The 15,396-nt window shown below is 72.3% G+C and carries 17 protein-coding genes; 13 read left to right on the top strand and 4 right to left on the bottom strand.

The genetic code is table 11. From position 1 onward, the window contains the following. Positions 1-61: 61 nt before the first annotated feature. Together ABT263_RS24115 and ABT263_RS24110 are read right to left on the bottom strand one after the other, a co-directional pair. Positions 62-1,024 (bottom strand): zinc-binding dehydrogenase, encoded by a 963-nt coding sequence (locus ABT263_RS24115; RefSeq protein ID WP_352293130.1) that lies wholly within the window; start codon positions 1,022-1,024, stop codon positions 62-64. Between the two features lie 131 nt (positions 1,025-1,155). Further along, positions 1,156-2,352 (bottom strand): NAD(P)-dependent malic enzyme, encoded by a 1,197-nt coding sequence (locus tag ABT263_RS24110; protein WP_329489567.1) that lies wholly within the window; start codon positions 2,350-2,352, stop codon positions 1,156-1,158. Between the two features lie 598 nt (positions 2,353-2,950). Between ABT263_RS24110 and ABT263_RS24105 the strand changes: the two genes are divergently transcribed. The 5 genes from ABT263_RS24105 to ABT263_RS24085 all read left to right on the top strand — a co-directional run bounded on the left by ABT263_RS24105 (position 2,951) and on the right by ABT263_RS24085 (position 7,827). Next, the gene (locus ABT263_RS24105; protein WP_352293128.1) at positions 2,951-3,877 is read left to right on the top strand and encodes an ABC transporter substrate-binding protein; all 927 of its coding nucleotides are present in this window, start codon (positions 2,951-2,953) and stop codon (positions 3,875-3,877) included. Positions 3,878-4,391: 514 nt separating this feature from the next. Continuing rightward, positions 4,392-5,318: an ABC transporter substrate-binding protein gene (locus ABT263_RS24100; protein ID WP_352293126.1), complete on the top strand. Its 927-nt coding sequence runs from the start codon at positions 4,392-4,394 to the stop codon at positions 5,316-5,318. A gap of 36 nt (positions 5,319-5,354) precedes the next feature. Further along, positions 5,355-6,329 (top strand): amino acid ABC transporter permease, encoded by a 975-nt coding sequence (locus ABT263_RS24095; protein ID WP_352293124.1) that lies wholly within the window; start codon positions 5,355-5,357, stop codon positions 6,327-6,329. Further along, positions 6,326-7,126 (top strand): amino acid ABC transporter ATP-binding protein, encoded by an 801-nt coding sequence (locus ABT263_RS24090; protein ID WP_329489563.1) that lies wholly within the window; start codon positions 6,326-6,328, stop codon positions 7,124-7,126. Before ABT263_RS24095 ends, ABT263_RS24090 begins: the two co-directional genes overlap by 4 nt. 110 nt (positions 7,127-7,236) lie before the next feature. Further along, positions 7,237-7,827 carry a CGNR zinc finger domain-containing protein gene (locus ABT263_RS24085; RefSeq protein ID WP_329489562.1) on the top strand — a complete coding sequence of 197 codons (591 nt, stop codon included), beginning with the start codon at positions 7,237-7,239 and terminating at the stop codon, positions 7,825-7,827. Between the two features lie 13 nt (positions 7,828-7,840). Here the strand turns inward: ABT263_RS24085 and sodX are convergent, their stop codons facing one another. Then, complete coding sequence (gene sodX / locus ABT263_RS24080; RefSeq protein WP_329492243.1) at positions 7,841-8,281, bottom strand: nickel-type superoxide dismutase maturation protease; 441 nt, start codon at positions 8,279-8,281, stop codon at positions 7,841-7,843. A 184-nt stretch (positions 8,282-8,465) separates the two neighbouring features. Between sodX and sodN the strand changes: the two genes are divergently transcribed. The 8 genes from sodN (at position 8,466) to ABT263_RS24040 (ending at position 14,874) form a co-directional block, all read left to right on the top strand. Continuing rightward, the gene (gene sodN / locus ABT263_RS24075) at positions 8,466-8,861 is read left to right on the top strand and encodes a superoxide dismutase, Ni (RefSeq protein ID WP_063347853.1); all 396 of its coding nucleotides are present in this window, start codon (positions 8,466-8,468) and stop codon (positions 8,859-8,861) included. 322 nt (positions 8,862-9,183) lie between these two features. Further along, positions 9,184-10,260 (top strand): FecCD family ABC transporter permease, encoded by a 1,077-nt coding sequence (locus ABT263_RS24070; RefSeq protein ID WP_352293122.1) that lies wholly within the window; start codon positions 9,184-9,186, stop codon positions 10,258-10,260. Further along, positions 10,260-11,060 (top strand): ABC transporter ATP-binding protein, encoded by an 801-nt coding sequence (locus tag ABT263_RS24065; RefSeq protein ID WP_352293120.1) that lies wholly within the window; start codon positions 10,260-10,262, stop codon positions 11,058-11,060. The genes ABT263_RS24070 and ABT263_RS24065 overlap by 1 nt, the downstream gene beginning before the upstream one ends. 8 nt (positions 11,061-11,068) lie before the next feature. Then, positions 11,069-12,064, top strand: a complete 996-nt coding sequence (locus ABT263_RS24060) for an ABC transporter substrate-binding protein (protein WP_352293118.1) — start codon at positions 11,069-11,071, stop codon at positions 12,062-12,064. Between the two features lie 65 nt (positions 12,065-12,129). Further along, entirely contained in the window at positions 12,130-12,513 is a 384-nt protein-coding gene (locus tag ABT263_RS24055; RefSeq protein ID WP_352293116.1) for a nuclear transport factor 2 family protein, read from the top strand. Between the two features lie 9 nt (positions 12,514-12,522). Next, on the top strand, positions 12,523-12,999 hold the full coding sequence (locus ABT263_RS24050) for a GNAT family N-acetyltransferase (protein WP_352293114.1): 477 nt from the start codon (positions 12,523-12,525) through the stop codon (positions 12,997-12,999). Between the two features lie 301 nt (positions 13,000-13,300). Further along, a complete protein-coding gene (locus ABT263_RS24045) occupies positions 13,301-13,711 on the top strand; it encodes an ATP-binding protein (RefSeq protein WP_093860582.1) in 411 nt (136 codons plus the stop codon). A 155-nt stretch (positions 13,712-13,866) separates the two neighbouring features. Further along, positions 13,867-14,874: an RNA polymerase sigma factor SigF gene (locus ABT263_RS24040; RefSeq protein ID WP_329489556.1), complete on the top strand. Its 1,008-nt coding sequence runs from the start codon at positions 13,867-13,869 to the stop codon at positions 14,872-14,874. A 43-nt stretch (positions 14,875-14,917) separates the two neighbouring features. Here ABT263_RS24040 and ABT263_RS24035 read toward each other — a convergent pair whose 3' ends face one another. After that, positions 14,918-15,346 (bottom strand): hypothetical protein, encoded by a 429-nt coding sequence (locus tag ABT263_RS24035; RefSeq protein ID WP_329489555.1) that lies wholly within the window; start codon positions 15,344-15,346, stop codon positions 14,918-14,920. Positions 15,347-15,396 lie beyond the last annotated feature (50 nt).

The raw sequence follows: 15,396 nt of genomic DNA, 5'->3' as shown, positions 1-15,396 counted from the left end.
TGCGGGGGCGGGCGGGCGGGGGGGGGGGGGGGCCGCGGGGCCCCCCCCCCCCCGCCGGCGTTCAGGGGGTGAGCACGATCTTCCCGAAGACGTCGCCCCCGGCGAGCCGGGCGAAGCCCTCCCGGGCCTCGGCGAGCGGCAGCACCGAGTCGATCTGCGGCCGGACGCCGGTGGTGGCGCAGAGCGAGAGCAGCCCGGCCAGCTCCTCCTTGGTGCCCATGGTCGAGCCGACCACCCTGAGCTCCAGGAAGAAGATCCGGTTCAGCTCGGCGGTCTTCGGGTTGGGGCCGGAGGTCGCCCCGGAGATGACCACGGTGCCGCCCGGGCGCAGCGACTTCACCGAGTGCGCCCAGGTCGCGGCGCCGACCGTCTCCATCACCGCGTCCACCCGCTCGGGCAGCCGGGCGCCGCTCTCGAAGGCGGCGTCGGCGCCGAGCTCCACGGCCCGGGCCCGCTTGGCCTCGTCCCGGCCGGTGACCCAGACCCGCAGTCCGGCGGCCTTGCCGAGGACGATCAGGGCGGTCGCCACACCGCCGCCGGCGCCCTGCACCAGCACGGTGTCGCCGGGCTTCACCCCGGCGTTGGTGAACAGCATCCGGTAGGCCGTCAGCCAGGCGGTGGGCAGGCAGGCGGCCTGCTCGAAGCTGAGCCCGGCCGGCTTGGGCAGCAGGTTCCAGGTCGGCACCGCCACCCGCTGGGCGAAGGTGCCCTGGTAGTGCTCGGTGAGGATGGAGCGCCGCTCGTCCGGGCCCACGCCGTGGCCGCTCTGGCCGATCACCGAGTGGACGACCACTTCGTTGCCGTGCTCGTCGACGCCGGCGGCGTCGCAGCCGAGGATCATCGGCAGCTTCCCGGCGGGCAGGCCGACCCCGCGCAGCGACCAGAGGTCGTGGTGGTTGAGGCTGGCGGCCCTGACCGTGACCACGCTCCACCCGGGACGCGCCTGCGGTTCGGGGAGTTCGCCCAGCTCCAGCCCGCTCAGCGGGTCGTCGGCGTCGATTCGTGCGGCGTAGGCAGCAAACATGGTCCGGACGATAGCGGCGACGGCCCGGGCCCGGAACAGGGTGTGACTGTGACGCGCGTCCCGGGTTCGGCCGGGAGCGCGGAGCCGGCCGGGAGCGCCCCCCGCCGCGGGGGGCGCTCCCGGCCCGGGCGTCAGCGCCGGGCGACGCCCTCGGCCCGGGCGGCCTCGGCGACGGCCTTGGTGACGGCCGGGGCGACCCGCTCGTCGAACGGCGAGGGGATCACCTTCTGCGGCGTCAGCTCGTCGGCGACCACACCGGCCAGCGCCTTGGCGGCGGCCAGCTTCATGCCCTCGGTGATCCGGGTCGCCCGGACCTGGAGGGCGCCGGCGAAGATGCCGGGGAAGGCCAGCACGTTGTTGATCTGGTTCGGGAAGTCGCTGCGACCGGTGGCGACGACCGCCGCGTACTTGTGCGCGACCTCCGGGTGGATCTCCGGGTTCGGGTTGGCCATCGCGAAGATGAAGGCGCCCTCGGCCATGGTGGCCACGACCTCCTCCGGCACGGTCCCGCCGGAGACGCCGATGAAGACGTCGGCGCCGGCCAGCGCGTCGGCCAGCGAGCCCTTGACGCCGGTCCGGTTGGTCTGCGCGGCGATCTCGGCCTTGACGTCGGTCAGGTCGCCGCGGCCCTCGTACACGACGCCCCGGCGGTCGCAGACCGCCACGTCGCCGATGCCGGCGGCGACCAGCATCTTGGCGATCGCGATCCCGGCCGCGCCGGCGCCGGAGATGACGGCCCGCAGGGTGCCGATCTCCCGGCCGGTCACCCGGGCCGCGTTCCAGAGCGCCGCGGTGGTGACGATCGCGGTGCCGTGCTGGTCGTCGTGGAAGATCGGGATGTCCAGCGCCTCCTGGAGGCGGCGCTCGATCTCGAAGCAACGGGGCGCGGAGATGTCCTCCAGGTTGACGCCGCCGAAGGAGGGCGCCAGCCGGACGACGGTCTCGACGATCTCGTCCACCCCGGTGCAGGCGAGCGCGATCGGCACCGCGTCCACGCCGCCGAACTGCTTGAACAGGATGGCCTTGCCCTCCATGACGGGCAGCGAGGCCTCCGGGCCGATGTCGCCGAGGCCCAGCACCGCGGTGCCGTCGGTGACGACGGCGACCGTGTTGGCCTTCCAGGTGTAGTCGTTCACCAGCTCCGGCTGCTCGGCGATGGCCGTGCAGACCCGTGCGACACCGGGGGTGTAGGCGAGGGACAGGTCGTCCGCGTCGCGCACCGGAACGGTCGCCCGGACCTCCATCTTGCCGCCGCGGTGGAGCGCGAAAACGGCATCGACCGGATCGACGGTGTCCTGGGTGCTGCTGTGGATGATCTCCGCTGCCACGATGACCTCTTCGTCATTGATCAGCGAGGACGCGTGGCCGACGGGCGGACGACCCGGCCGGAAACTTGAAACCGGGTACGCCGAGGCGGACCCGGGGAGGGCTGGATCGGGGCGCCGCCGTCGGGGCCGCGCCCTCGGAATGAGGGTTGTGTAACTGTTGAGCTGCGCTGTGCTGCTGCTTCTTCCCGGGCCGAGCGTAGGTCGGACGACGGCATCGCACCTATGCCTTTTCGTCCTCGTCGCGCGTACTTCCTCCGCATCGCGGCCAAAAGACGGGTGCCTGGCGTCTGGAACACCGGGCACCGGTGGCGGCAACAGCGGACGAGCACGCGCACTCGCAGGAGTGAACCAGGACACGACGGGGAGGCGGTGCCTCGGATACGGAGTCGGCGTCGTCGTGGACTTCCGTTCCTGCGCACCCCGAGCCTGTCGCGACTCGGTGGTCCGGTTCGAGCATCGGGGGTCACCCGGTACTGGATTCTGACACACCCGCCGCCGGGACCGGCAGGTCGGGATGGGAGGATCCCTTCTTCCGCCGTCTCGCGTACATCTCCGCGACGGCGTGGCGACACCACCTCCCTCCCACAGGAGCACCCTCATGCACCACCGCGCCCACCCCCGCCGACCGGCCGCCGCGGCCCTCTGCCTGGCCACCGCCGGCGCCCTGCTGCTCACCGGTTGCGGCGGCGACGAGCAGACCGCCGCGAAGGACCCGGTCCAGGAGCTCCGGGGCCGGATCCCCCAGGCCCAGCGCACCGCGGGCGTGCTCCGGATCGCCTCGGACCTCAACTACGCGCCGGTGGACTTCCGGGGTGCGGACGGCAAGCCGGACGGCATCGACCCCGACATCGCCAACGCCGTCGGCAAGATCCTCGGCCTGCGGATCGAGGTCGTCGACACCCCGTTCGAGAAGCTGATACCGAACCTGCACGCCAAGCAGGTCGACGTGGCGATGTCCGGTCTGAGCGACATCCGCCAGCGCCGGGACGGCGTCGACGACGCGGGCAAGCAGGTCGACCCGGGCGTGGACTTCGTGGACTACTTCATCGCCGGCACCTCGATCATCGTCCAGAAGGGCAACCCCAAGGGCGTGCGCACGCTGGACGACCTGTGCGGCCGGGTCGTCGCGGTGCAGCAGAACACCACCCAGGACGAGATCGTCGCCCGCCAGGTGCTGGCCTGCGGCCGGAGCGGCAAGCCGCTGACCGTCCACAAGTTCGACAGCGACGCCAAGGCGCTGGCCGAGGTCGCCGCCGGCACGGCGGCCGCCGGCCTGGACGACTTCCCGGTGGCCGCCTACGCGGCGAAGACCACCGACGGCGGCAACCGCTTCGAGGTGACCGGCGCGCAGTCCCGGTCGAACCCGTACGGGATCGCGGTGCGCAAGGGGGACACCGACCTGCGCGACGTACTGACCAAGGCGGTGGACCAGCTGATCCGCAGCGGCGAGTACGACAAGATCCTCGCCAAGTGGAACGTCGCCGCGGGGGCGGCCCAGAACGCGGTGGTCAACGGCGGCATCTGAGCGGCCGCGCGGGCGCGGACACCGGGCACCGTCACCGGGCGCCGTCTGGGGCGCCGTCACCAGGCGTCATCACCGGGCGGCGCGGCCGGGGGACCCATCCGGCGGGCACACGGGCGGGCCTCCGGGCAGAGCGCGGGGAGATCTGCATACTTATACGCAGGGTGACAGGGACACGGTATTGGTCCGAATAGCGGACAGTGTGACCCCCCGTTATCCGATTTTGATCTGAATGAGGGCCATCCGACCGTCATCAGATGGCAGGATTCCCCCCATCTCCGATCGAGCCGGCCACTGGTCGAGGCGGTTCGATCAACGTCCACCTCGGCGGAGGGTGGCGGAAGCAGTACCACGCACCACCCTGCGCGAAGCCTGCTCAGGCCCAGCACGACCGGCTCTGCCCGTTCGACGACGTACCGCGACATACATCCCGTACAGCGCCGTACGGCCTGCTGCCCCGGTGTGCCGCTCCCCGCGGCGCGCTCCGCCCGACCTCTCCCTCAGGAGGAGATCCCCCATGACCGCCCGTACCCCGCGCACCCGTCTCCTCGCCGCCGGCGCGGTACTCGCGTCCGTCTCCCTGGCCCTCACCGCCTGTAGCAGCAGCAAGGACGAGAGCACCGGCGCCCCCAACGCCGGCGCGACCGTCAACGAGGTGAAGGCCGACGACAAGCTGGCCGCCCTCGTCCCCGCCGACATCAAGTCCGCCGGGAAGCTCACGGTCGGCTCGGACGCCTCGTACGCCCCCAACGAGTTCAAGGCCGACAACGGCAAGATCGAGGGCATGGACGTCGACCTGATCACCGCGGTCGCCGCCAGGCTCGGCCTCAAGGTCGACGTCCAGGACTCCGGTTTCACCGCGATCATCCCCGGCATCCAGTCGAACAAGTTCCAGATCGGCATGTCGTCCCTGACGGACAACAAGGAGCGCGAGCAGACCGTCGACATGGTCACCTACTTCAACGCGGGCAGCGCCATCGCGGTGAAGAAGGGCAACCCGGACAAGATCGACCCCGCCGACCTGTGCGGCAAGAAGGTCGCCGTCCAGACCGGCACCACGCAGGCGCAGGAGATCACCGACACCCGCAACCCCGCCTGCGCCCAGGCCGGCAAGCCGGGCATCGTCAACGACGGTGACAAGTTCGACCTCCAGACCGACGTCACCAACGCCGTGGTCTCCGGCCGCGACCAGCTCATGATGGCCGACTCCCCGGTCGTCGACTACGCGGTCAAGCAGTCCGGCGGGCAGCTGGAGAAGGTCGGCGCCACCTACGACGCCGCCCCCTACGGCATCGCGCTGGCCAAGGGCTCGGCCCTCACCCCCGCCGTCCAGAGCGCCGTGCAGTCGCTGATCGACGACGGCACCTACAAGCAGATCCTCTCCAAGTGGGGCGTCGAGGCCGGTGCGATCGACAAGTCGACCGTCAACGGCGCCGTCAGCTGACCCTCCGCCTGACTCTCTCTCCCCCGAGGCCACACCGTGAACTCTCTGGACAAGGGGAAGGCGACGAAGGGACGGCCTGAGACCATCAAGGCCGTCCCCGTCCGCCACCCCGGACGCTGGGCGGGCGCCGTCGTCATCGCCCTGCTCGCGGCGATGCTGCTGAGCGCCCTCTTCACCAATCCCGCCTTCAAGTGGGACATCGTCGGGAAGTACCTCTTCCACGACAGCATCGTGCACGGCATGCTCGTCACGCTGGAGCTGACCGCGCTCGCCATGATCATGGGTGTGGTCGGCGGCATCATCCTCGCGGTGATGCGGCTCTCCCCCAACCCGCTGCTCTCCGGCACCGCGTGGATGTACATCTGGATCTTCCGCGGCACGCCCGTCCTGGTGCAGCTGGTCTTCTGGAACTTCCTCGGCCTGATCTGGGCCAAGCTCTCGATCGGCGTACCGTGGGGACCGGAGTTCTGGTCCGAGTCCACCAACGTGCTGATCCCGACCTTCGTCGCCGCCCTGCTGGGCCTGGGCCTCAACGAGGCCGCCTACATGGCGGAGATCGTCCGCGGCGGCATCCAGTCGGTCGACGAGGGCCAGAGCGAGGCCTCGCACGCGCTCGGCATGAGCCGCTTCCAGACCATGCGGCGGATCGTGCTCCCGCAGGCCATGCGGGTGATCATCCCGCCCACCGGCAACGAGACCATCTCGATGCTGAAGACCACCTCGCTGGTCAGCGTGATCTCCCTGGAGGAGATCTTCCGGGCCGGCCAGGTGATCTACTCGCGCAACTACCAGAACATCCCGCTGCTGATCGTGGTCAGCCTCTGGTACCTGTTCTTCACGTCGCTGCTGACCATCGGCCAGTACTACATCGAGCGGCACTACGCCCGCGGCTCCAACCGGACGCTCCCGCCCACGCCGATCCAGCGGCTGCGGAGGCTGTTCGCCGGGAAGCCCGCCCCGAAGACCACCGCCGACGTGGTCCCGGGGCTTGAGGGAGGTGGTCACGTATGACCGATCTGACCAAGACCCCCGCCGACGCCGGCAACGGCGGCCCGATGGTCCGCGCCGAGGACGTCCACAAGTCCTACGGCACGGTCCAGGTGCTCAAGGGCATCGACCTGGAGGTCAAGCAGGGCGAGGTGTTCTGCCTGATCGGCCCCTCCGGCTCCGGCAAGTCGACCTTCCTGCGGTGCATCAACCACCTGGAGAAGATCAACGCCGGCCGGCTCTGGGTCGACGGCGAGCTGGTCGGCTACCGGCAGAAGGGCGACCGGCTCTACGAGCTCCGGGAGAACGAGGTCGCGCTCAAGCGGCGCGACATCGGCATGGTGTTCCAGCGCTTCAACCTGTTCCCGCACATGACCGCCCTGGAGAACGTCATCGAGGCGCCGGTGCAGGTCAAGGGCGAGTCCAAGGCGGACGCCCGGACCCGCGGGATGGCCCTGCTGGAGCGGGTCGGCCTGGCCGACAAGGCGAAGAACTACCCCTCGCAGCTCTCCGGCGGCCAGCAGCAGCGGGTCGCGATCGCCCGGGCGCTGGCCATGAAGCCCAAGCTGATGCTCTTCGACGAGCCCACCTCGGCGCTCGACCCGGAGCTGGTCGGCGACGTCCTGGACGTCATGCGCGGCCTCGCCGAGGAGGGCATGACCATGGTCGTGGTGACCCACGAGATGGGCTTCGCCCGCGAGGTCGGCGACGCCCTGGTCTTCATGGACGGCGGGGTGGTGGTCGAGTCCGGCAACCCCCGCGACGTCCTCACCGACCCCCAGCACGAGCGCACCCGCGCGTTCCTCTCCAAGGTGCTCTGAGCGCACCGGCACGGCGCCCGGTAGGCCGGTCCTGCCGGGCGCCGACGTTTTCCCCGCCCGGGTAATAGGCTGGAGCTAGTCAGCCCGTTACCGACTCTGGAAGGACCACCGTGGAGCTCGCCTCGTACGCCGAACGGGCCGTTCGGCTGGTGAACACCGAGGAGCCCGAGCGCGGCACCGACACCCTGACCTCCGTGGACGCCGTGCGGTCGCTGTTCTCCGAATCCTCCCGGGCCGCCGCGCTCGCCGACGAGTCGGACCTGCCGCGGCTGCGCGCCGTCCGGACCAGGCTGCGCGGAGTGTTCGAGGCCGCCGCCGAGGGGGACGAGATCCGCGGCGTCGACCTGCTGAACAGCCTGCTGATGGAGTACCCCGTCAGCCCGCTGGTCTCCGGGCACGACTACCTGGACGACGCCGGGCGGCCGCGCTGGCACCTGCACCTCGCCGACAACTCGCCCACCGCCACCGCGCACTTCAGCGCCGTCGCCTGCATGGGACTGGCCGTCCACCTGACCGAGCTGGGCGCCGACCGGCTCGGCATCTGCCAGGCCTCGCCCTGCCGCAACGCCTACCTGGACACCTCCACCAACCGCTCCCGGCGGTACTGCTCCGACCGGTGCGCCACCCGCGCCAACGTCGCCGCGTACCGGGCCCGCAAGCGGCAGGAGGCCCAGGACGCCTCGGCCCTGGCCGGGGGCTGACCGGTACCCCCGGCTACCAGGCGCCGGGGTCGACCCAGACGCCCAGCCGGCGGGCGAGGCCCGGGATCCGGGCCGGCCGGCCGGCCAGCAGCAGCCGCTCCAGCCGGTGCCCCGGGGCCAGCCAGGCCGGGCGCGGGCGCAGCCGCAGCAGCACCCGGCCGAGCACCAGCTCGTCCGGGACGGCGCCGTAACTGCGGCTGTCGCTGTCGACCGGCCGGTTGTCGGAGAGCAGCCACCAGCCCTTGGCCCGCCGCTCGACGGCCCGCTTCACCACCAGCAGGTCCTGCTGGAAGGGGTGACGGAACACCACCACCGCCCCCGGTCTGATCCGCGCGCCGTACCTGACCAGGAGCCGGTCGCCCTCGCGCAGGGTCGGCACCATCGAGGGCCCCGCCACGTCGATCAGCCCGAACGGCGCGCCACCCCCCGGGGTGCCGCCCTCCGGTTCCGTCATCCGCGCCACGCCTGCTCCTCCCGGCTCGCCGCGTCCAGTCTGCCGTACGGGCCGTCCGCGGCCGATGCCCGAATTGGCCCGGTTCCGGCTCCGCCTTTTGCCCTAGGCCCGCCGCCCGGCCGCGAAACCCGGTGCCCGGAAGGGTAATCTCGCTCGCGGGAAGACGATCTAAGGAAGGACTCCCATGTTCTCTCGTCTGTTTGCACCGCGCGCCACCGCCCACGCCCACTGCGACCTCCCCTGCGGCGTGTACGACCCCGCGCAGGCCCGGATCGAGGCCGAGTCGGTCAAGGGCACCCAGGAGAAGTACCAGGCCAACGAGGACCCGGCGTTCCGCACCCGCGCCCTGATCATCAAGGAGCAGCGCGCCGAGGCCGTCAAGCACCACATCTCGGTGCTGTGGAGCGACTACTTCAAGGCCCCGCACTTCGAGAAGTACCCGCAGCTGCACCAGCTGATCAACGACACCCTGAAGGCCGCCTCGGCCGCCAAGGCGTCGACGGACCCGGCCACCGGCCAGGCCCTGCTCGACCTGATCGCCGAGGTCGACAAGATCTTCTGGGAGACCAAGCAGGCCTGATCACCGATCAGGCACCGCCGACCGCCCCCGTCCGCACCGCCGGACGGGGGCGGTCGCGCGTTTTCGCGCGCGCGAACCCGGTAAGGGTCGCTCCGGCCCGGCGCTTGTTATGCTGCCAGGGCGTCCGAGGGAGAAGTCCGGTGTGAATCCGGCGCTGACCCGCAACGGTGGGCGGAGCCCTGTGCCCGCGAGCCCGATCGCCCTGGGACGCCGATCTCCCGACAACTCGCCGTGGACTGCGAGGGGATGGCGCCCCGGCAGCTCCGTGCCCGGGCGCGCCGCCTCGCCGCCGTCCGCGGCCCGAGGCGAAGGCGCGCCGCCCGTGAGCACCGCAGTGACCGCACCGGTCCCCGTACCGGCGGCCCGTCGAATACCCGTCGCGGCGCTGGCCGCCGGCCTGCTCGCGGCGCTGCTGCTCTCCCTGGTCTGCGGGGTGGCCCTCGGCGCCTCCGGACTCGGCTGGGCCCGCGTCCTGCGGCTGCTGGGCGCCGGACTGACGGGCGGTCGACTGGACGCCGGGGAGGCCGCCGCGTACGCGATCGTCTGGGAGATCCGGCTGCCGCGCACGGTGCTGGCCGCCGTGGTCGGCGCCGGGCTCGCGGCCACCGGGGTCGCGGTGCAGGCGATGGTCCGCAACGCGCTGGCCGACCCGTTCGTGCTGGGCATCTCCTCCGGCGCCTCGGTCGGCGCCAACGCCGTGCTGCTGCTGGGCGCGTTCGCCTCGCTCGGGGTCTGGGCGATCTCGGTCTCCGCGTTCGCCGCCGCCCTGCTGGCGATGGTCCTGGTCTACGCCGCCGCCCGGACGGCGTACGGGCTCACCCCGCTGCGGCTGGTGCTGACCGGTACCGCGATGTCCTACGGGTTCTCGGCGGTGACGGCGCTGATGGTGTTCGGCGCCGCGCGCGGTGAGGCCGCCCGCAGCGCCATGATGTGGCTGCTCGGCAGCCTCGGCGGGGCGACCTGGGGGTCCGTCCCGATCGCCGCCGCCACCGTGCTGGCCGGTCTCGCCTACCTGGCCGGCGCGGCCGGGCGGCTGGACGCCCTCGCCATGGGCGACGAGACGGCGGCCTCGCTCGGGGTGGACGGCGACCGGCTGCGCCGCGAGCTGTTCGTGGTGACGGCCGCCGTCACCGGAACCGTGGTCGCGGTCAGCGGCGCGATCGGCTTCGTCGGCCTGATGGTGCCGCACCTGACCCGGATGCTGGTCGGCGCCGGGCACCGCCGGGTGCTGCTGGTCGCGCCGCTCGCCGGGGCGCTGCTGCTGGTCTGGGTGGACATCGTCTCGCGCACCCTGCTGGCGCCGGCCGAACTGCCGGTCGGGGTGGTCACCGCCGTCCTCGGGGTGCCCTGCTTCCTGCTGCTGATGCGCCGTCGCGGCTACACCTTCGGAGGCCGCTGATGGACCTCGCCCTCGACGGCGTCTCGGTGGACCTGGCCGGCACCCGGCTGGTCCACGACGTCACCCTCGGCGCCGCCGCCGGACAGGTGGTCGGCCTGGTCGGGCCGAACGGCAGCGGCAAGTCGACCCTGCTGCGCTGCGTCTACCGGGCGCTGCGCCCGGCCGCCGGCGCCGTCCGGCTGGACGGCGAGGACCTGCACGCGCTCGCCGCCCGCGAGGCCGCCCGGCGGGTGGCCGCGCTGCCGCAGGAGCACTCCGCCGAGTTCGACTTCACGGTGGCCGAGGTGGTCGGCATGGGCCGGCTGCCGCACCGCGGCGGCTTCGCCCGGCCGACCGCCGAGGACACCGGGCGGTGCGCCCGCGCCCTGCGGCGGGTGGGCGCGGACCACCTGGCCGGGCGCGGCATCCTGAGCCTGTCCGGGGGCGAGAAGCAGCGGGTGCTGATCGCCCGCGCGCTGGTCCAGGAGCCCCGGGTGCTGGTGCTCGACGAGCCCACCAACCACCTGGACATCGCCCACCAGTTGGAGGTGCTGGCGCTGGTCCGGGAGGCCGGTACGACCGTGCTCACGGCCCTGCACGACCTCAATCTGGCGGCCGGCCACTGCGACCTGCTGTACGTCGTCGCGGCCGGCCGGATCGTCGCCTCCGGGCCGCCGGCCGAGGTCCTGGAGCCGGCCCTGCTGGCCGAGGTGTTCGGCGTCCGCGCGACGCCCGTGAAGCACCCGGGGACCGGCGCCGTCCAGTTGCTCTTCGACCGGCTCGCCCGGACCTTCCCCGACCCTGCCGACTCCCCCTGCTGAGGAACCCCATGCGCACCAAGGCCGTTGCCACCGCCGCCCTGCTCACCTTCGCGCTGACCGCCTGCGGCGCCGAGATCGCCCCCGCCGGGGACGCCGCCGCCGGCTCCGCCCACTACCCGGTGACCGTCGACAACTGCGGTACGAAGGTCACCTTCGAGCGGAAGCCGGCCCGGACGGTGACCAACGACGTGGGTATCACCGAGCTGATGTTCGCGCTCGGCCTGGCCGACCGGATGGCCGGCTACGTGATGCCCGACGACAAGGGCCAGGTCGACAAGGTGGCCTGGAAGGACGGCTACCAGCAGGCCAGGTGGCTCTCCAAGCAGCAGATCACCAAGGAGATCGCGCTGGAGGCGAGGGCCGACCTGGTCTTCGCCGGGTGGCACTACGGCTTCGACGAGGCCGGCGGCTTCACCCCGCAGGCGCTGGCCGGTCTCGGCATCGGCTCGTACGTGCTCAGCGAGTCCTGCCGCAGCGGCAAGGGCCCCGAGCGCGGGGTGATGTCCCCCCTGGACGCGCTCTACACCGACCTGACCAACCTGGGCGAGATCTTCGACGTCCGGGACCGGGCCGACGCGCTGATCGCCGGTTTCCGGGCGCAGGTCGCCGCCGTCCCGCAGCCCGAGCGCCGGCCGCGCGTCTTCCTGTACGACAGCGGCGAGGACAAGCCGTACACCTCGGGGAAGTTCGCCGCGCCCCAGGAGATCATCGCCAGGGCCGGCGGGGAGAACGTGATGGGCGACCTCGCCGACTCCTGGACCACCGTGGGCTGGGAGAGCGTGGTCCAGCGCGACCCCGAGGTGATCGTGATCAACAACTACGGCTCCCCGGACGCCGAGGCCAAGCGGAAGTTCCTCACGTCCTTCCCGCCGCTGGCCGGCGTCTCCGCCGTCCGCAACGGGCGGATCTTCGTCCTGGACTACGTCGACCTGGTGGAGAGCCCGCGCAACCCGGCCGCGATCACCGCGCTCGCGGCCCACCTGCGCGGTGTGACGGCCGGCTGAGCCGCGGCGGGGCGGGCGTACGCTCGGAGGTACGAGCCGACGGAACCGACCGGAGGAGCGAGAACATGAGCACCATGGCCGCGCCGTCCGCCTTCGACACCGGCGTGCTGCGCGAGGGCATCGAGCGCGGCGACGCCGGCGCGCTGCTGGCGCTGTACGCGGACGACGCCGAACTGCGCGTGGTCGACCGCGAGACCCAGCCCAGCCACCCGCTGGTGGTGCACGGCCGGGACGAGATCGGCGCCCTGCTGAACGACGTCTACGGCCGGGAGACGAGCCACACGCTGGAGCGGGTGGTCCTGGACGGCGACCGCCTCGCCTTCATGGAGTCCTGCCGCTATCCCGACGGGGTCCGGGTGCTGGTCACCTCGGTCGCCGACCTGCGGGAGGGCCGGATCGTCGACCAGACCTCGATCCAGGCCTGGGACGAGGACGAGCGGGCCAAGTAGGCTCGTGGCATGATCCGCACCGCCGTAGTCACCGATGTCCCGGTCATCCACGCCATGATCCGCGAACTCGCGGAGTACGAGAAGGCACCGCACGAGGCGGTCGCCACCGAGGAACAGCTGCGCGCGTCGCTGTTCGGCGCCGCCCCGGCGGTGTTCGGGCTGGTCGCCGAGGACGACACCACCGGCGAGCCGGTCGGGTTCGCGGTCTGGTTCCTCAACTTCTCGACCTGGCGCGGGACGCACGGGATCTACCTGGAGGACCTCTACGTCCGCCCGCAGGCCCGCGGCGGCGGCCACGGCAAGGCGCTGCTGCTGGAGCTGGCCCGGATCGCCGTCGAGCGCGGCTACTCGCGGGTGGAGTGGTCGGTGCTGGACTGGAACGAGCCCTCGATCAACTTCTACAAGTCGCTGGGCGCGGTGCAGATGGACGAGTGGACCGTGCACCGGCTCACCGGCCAGGCGCTCACCGCGGCCGGCACCCGCTGACCGACCGGGTGCCACGAGTCCCTCCCGGGGGCTGCCACCCTGCGTCGCGAGGGCCTACCATGAGTGACCCTCGCACCCGGTGTCGCTCGTTCCCGTGAAGGCGGGACCGGATCGCGACATCCGCCCGCCGATAGCGGTAACGTCTCGGGCGGATGCGCGGCGTCCGACCACCCCTCCCGGGGTATGACCGGTACGTACCGCACCACCCCTCTGGACAGTTGGGGCGAAGCAGTTGAGCCAAGCAACAGACAGTGCCGCGGCCACCGGCCCGGAAGCACAGCGCGTCACCCAGGAGGTGAGGGTGTCCCAGATCGACGGCGAGCCCGGAGTACAGGACTTCGTGGAGGTCCGGCTGCCCGCGGCGGGGGCCTACCTCTCAGTGCTGCGAACAGCGACGGCGGGGCTGGCGGCCCGGCTGGACTTCACGCTGGACGAGATCGAGGACCTCCGGATCGCGGTGGACGAGGCCTGCGCCATCCTGCTCCAGCAGGCGGTGCCCGGCTCCGTCCTCTCCTGCGAGTTCCGGCTGGTGGGCGACTCGCTGAAGGTCATCGTCTCCGCCCCGACCACGGACGGCCGTGCCCCGGAACGGGACACCTTCGCCTGGACGGTGCTCTCCGCGCTGGCCGGCGAGGTGGAGTCCTCGGTCGCCGAGGACAACACCGTCTCGATCAGCCTGCACAAGAAGCGCGGCGGGTCCGCCGCCCATTAGGGCCGCCACAGCAGCACCGAACAAGAGCCGTCCGTCCGGCGCCACGCGGGCCGGCGGACGGCTCCCGGTACCGCCCACCACGCGGTACGACCAACGAGACGAATCCGGGACCACCCCAGGTCCCGGTGCTCCCGGAACGGAACGGGGGAATGGCCGTGAGTGATCTGGACCGTACCGGCCTCGCGACGGCGGGCCCTGCCGTACCGACCCAGGCGAGCGTTCCCGGCCTCGCCGCCAACGACGAAGCGCACCCGAAGGACGCCCACCGGATGAGCCAGCCGACCGAGCCGACGTCTGATCCGTCGCCCACGCCCTCGCCGCCGTCCGCGGCCCCGGAGTCCCCGGTGCCCGACGCGGCCGAGGCGCTGCGCGGTGCGGTGCCCTCGCAGGCGCCGCACCGTTCGGGGGCGCCGGACCGGGAGGCGGCCCGGGCCCTGTTCGTCCGGCTGTCCGCGCTGCCCGAGGGCTCCGCGGAGCGCGTCGAGCTGCGCAACCAGCTGGTGCGGATGCACATCCCCCTGGTGGAGCACCTGGCCCGGCGGTTCCGCAACCGGGGCGAGCCGCTGGACGACCTCACCCAGGTCGCCACCATCGGACTGATCAAGTCGGTGGACCGCTTCGACCACGAACGCGGGGTCGAGTTCTCCACCTACGCGACGCCGACCATCGTCGGCGAGATCAAGCGCCACTTCCGGGACAAGGGCTGGGCGGTCCGGGTACCGCGCCGGCTCCAGGAGCTGCGGCTGTCGCTGACCACGGCGACCAGCGAGCTCTCCCAGCGGCACGGCCGCTCCCCCACCGTGCACGAGCTGGCCGAGCACCTGGGGATCTCCGAGGAGGACGTGCTGGAGGGCCTGGAGTCCGCCAACGCGTACTCCACGCTGTCGCTGGACGTCCCCGACAGCGACGACGAGTCGCCGGCCGTGGCGGACACCCTGGGCGCCACCGACGAGGCGCTGGAGGGCGTCGAGTACCGCGAGTCCCTCAAGCCGCTGCTGGCCCAACTGCCGCCCCGGGAGCAGAAGATCCTGGTGCTGCGGTTCTTCCGCAACATGACCCAGTCGCAGATCGCCGCCGAGGTGGGCATCTCGCAGATGCACGTCTCCCGGCTGCTGGCCCGTACCCTGGCCCAGCTCCGGGAGAAGCTCCTGGTGGAGGAGTAGGACTGACGGCCGCTCAGCGGCCGCCGTCGCCGGCCCTCCGCGCTCAGCCCTCGTGCGGAGCGTAGAGGGCCGTCGTCGCCTTCGGGCTGAGCAGGGCGCCGATGCCGGCCAGCCCGAGCAGGCCGATCGCCGCCCCGACGGCCACCATGGCGCCGCCGGTCTGCCACATGTAGTAGGCCACCGGCAGGCAGATCGAGTTGGTCAGCACCGCCGGGCTGCGGCCCCAGCGGCGGCCCTTGAGCAGCGCCCGGGCGGCCAGCAGCGGCAGCACGCCGAGCAGGACGATCACGAGGCCGCCGAACTCGTTCAGCGCGAGCTGCCTGGAGTCGCCGGACACGGCGGACACCATGTCCCAGACGCCGACGACGGCGAGTGCGGCGCCCTCCAGGGCGGTGATGGCGGCGCCCGCGGTCAGGGCCGCCGGCCGGTCGGCGCCGGGCGCGGGTACGGGTGCGGAGGATTCTGCGGTCACTCCAGCAGGGTAGCCGCCGGTTGGTCCGTACCGCCCCGTAGGCTGAGCAC

The organism is Kitasatospora sp. NPDC001603, assembly GCF_040298365.1.
GTDB lineage: Bacteria > Actinomycetota > Actinomycetes > Streptomycetales > Streptomycetaceae > Kitasatospora.
Note: the sequence above shows the minus strand (reverse complement) of the source record. Positions and strands in the feature narration are given on the sequence as shown.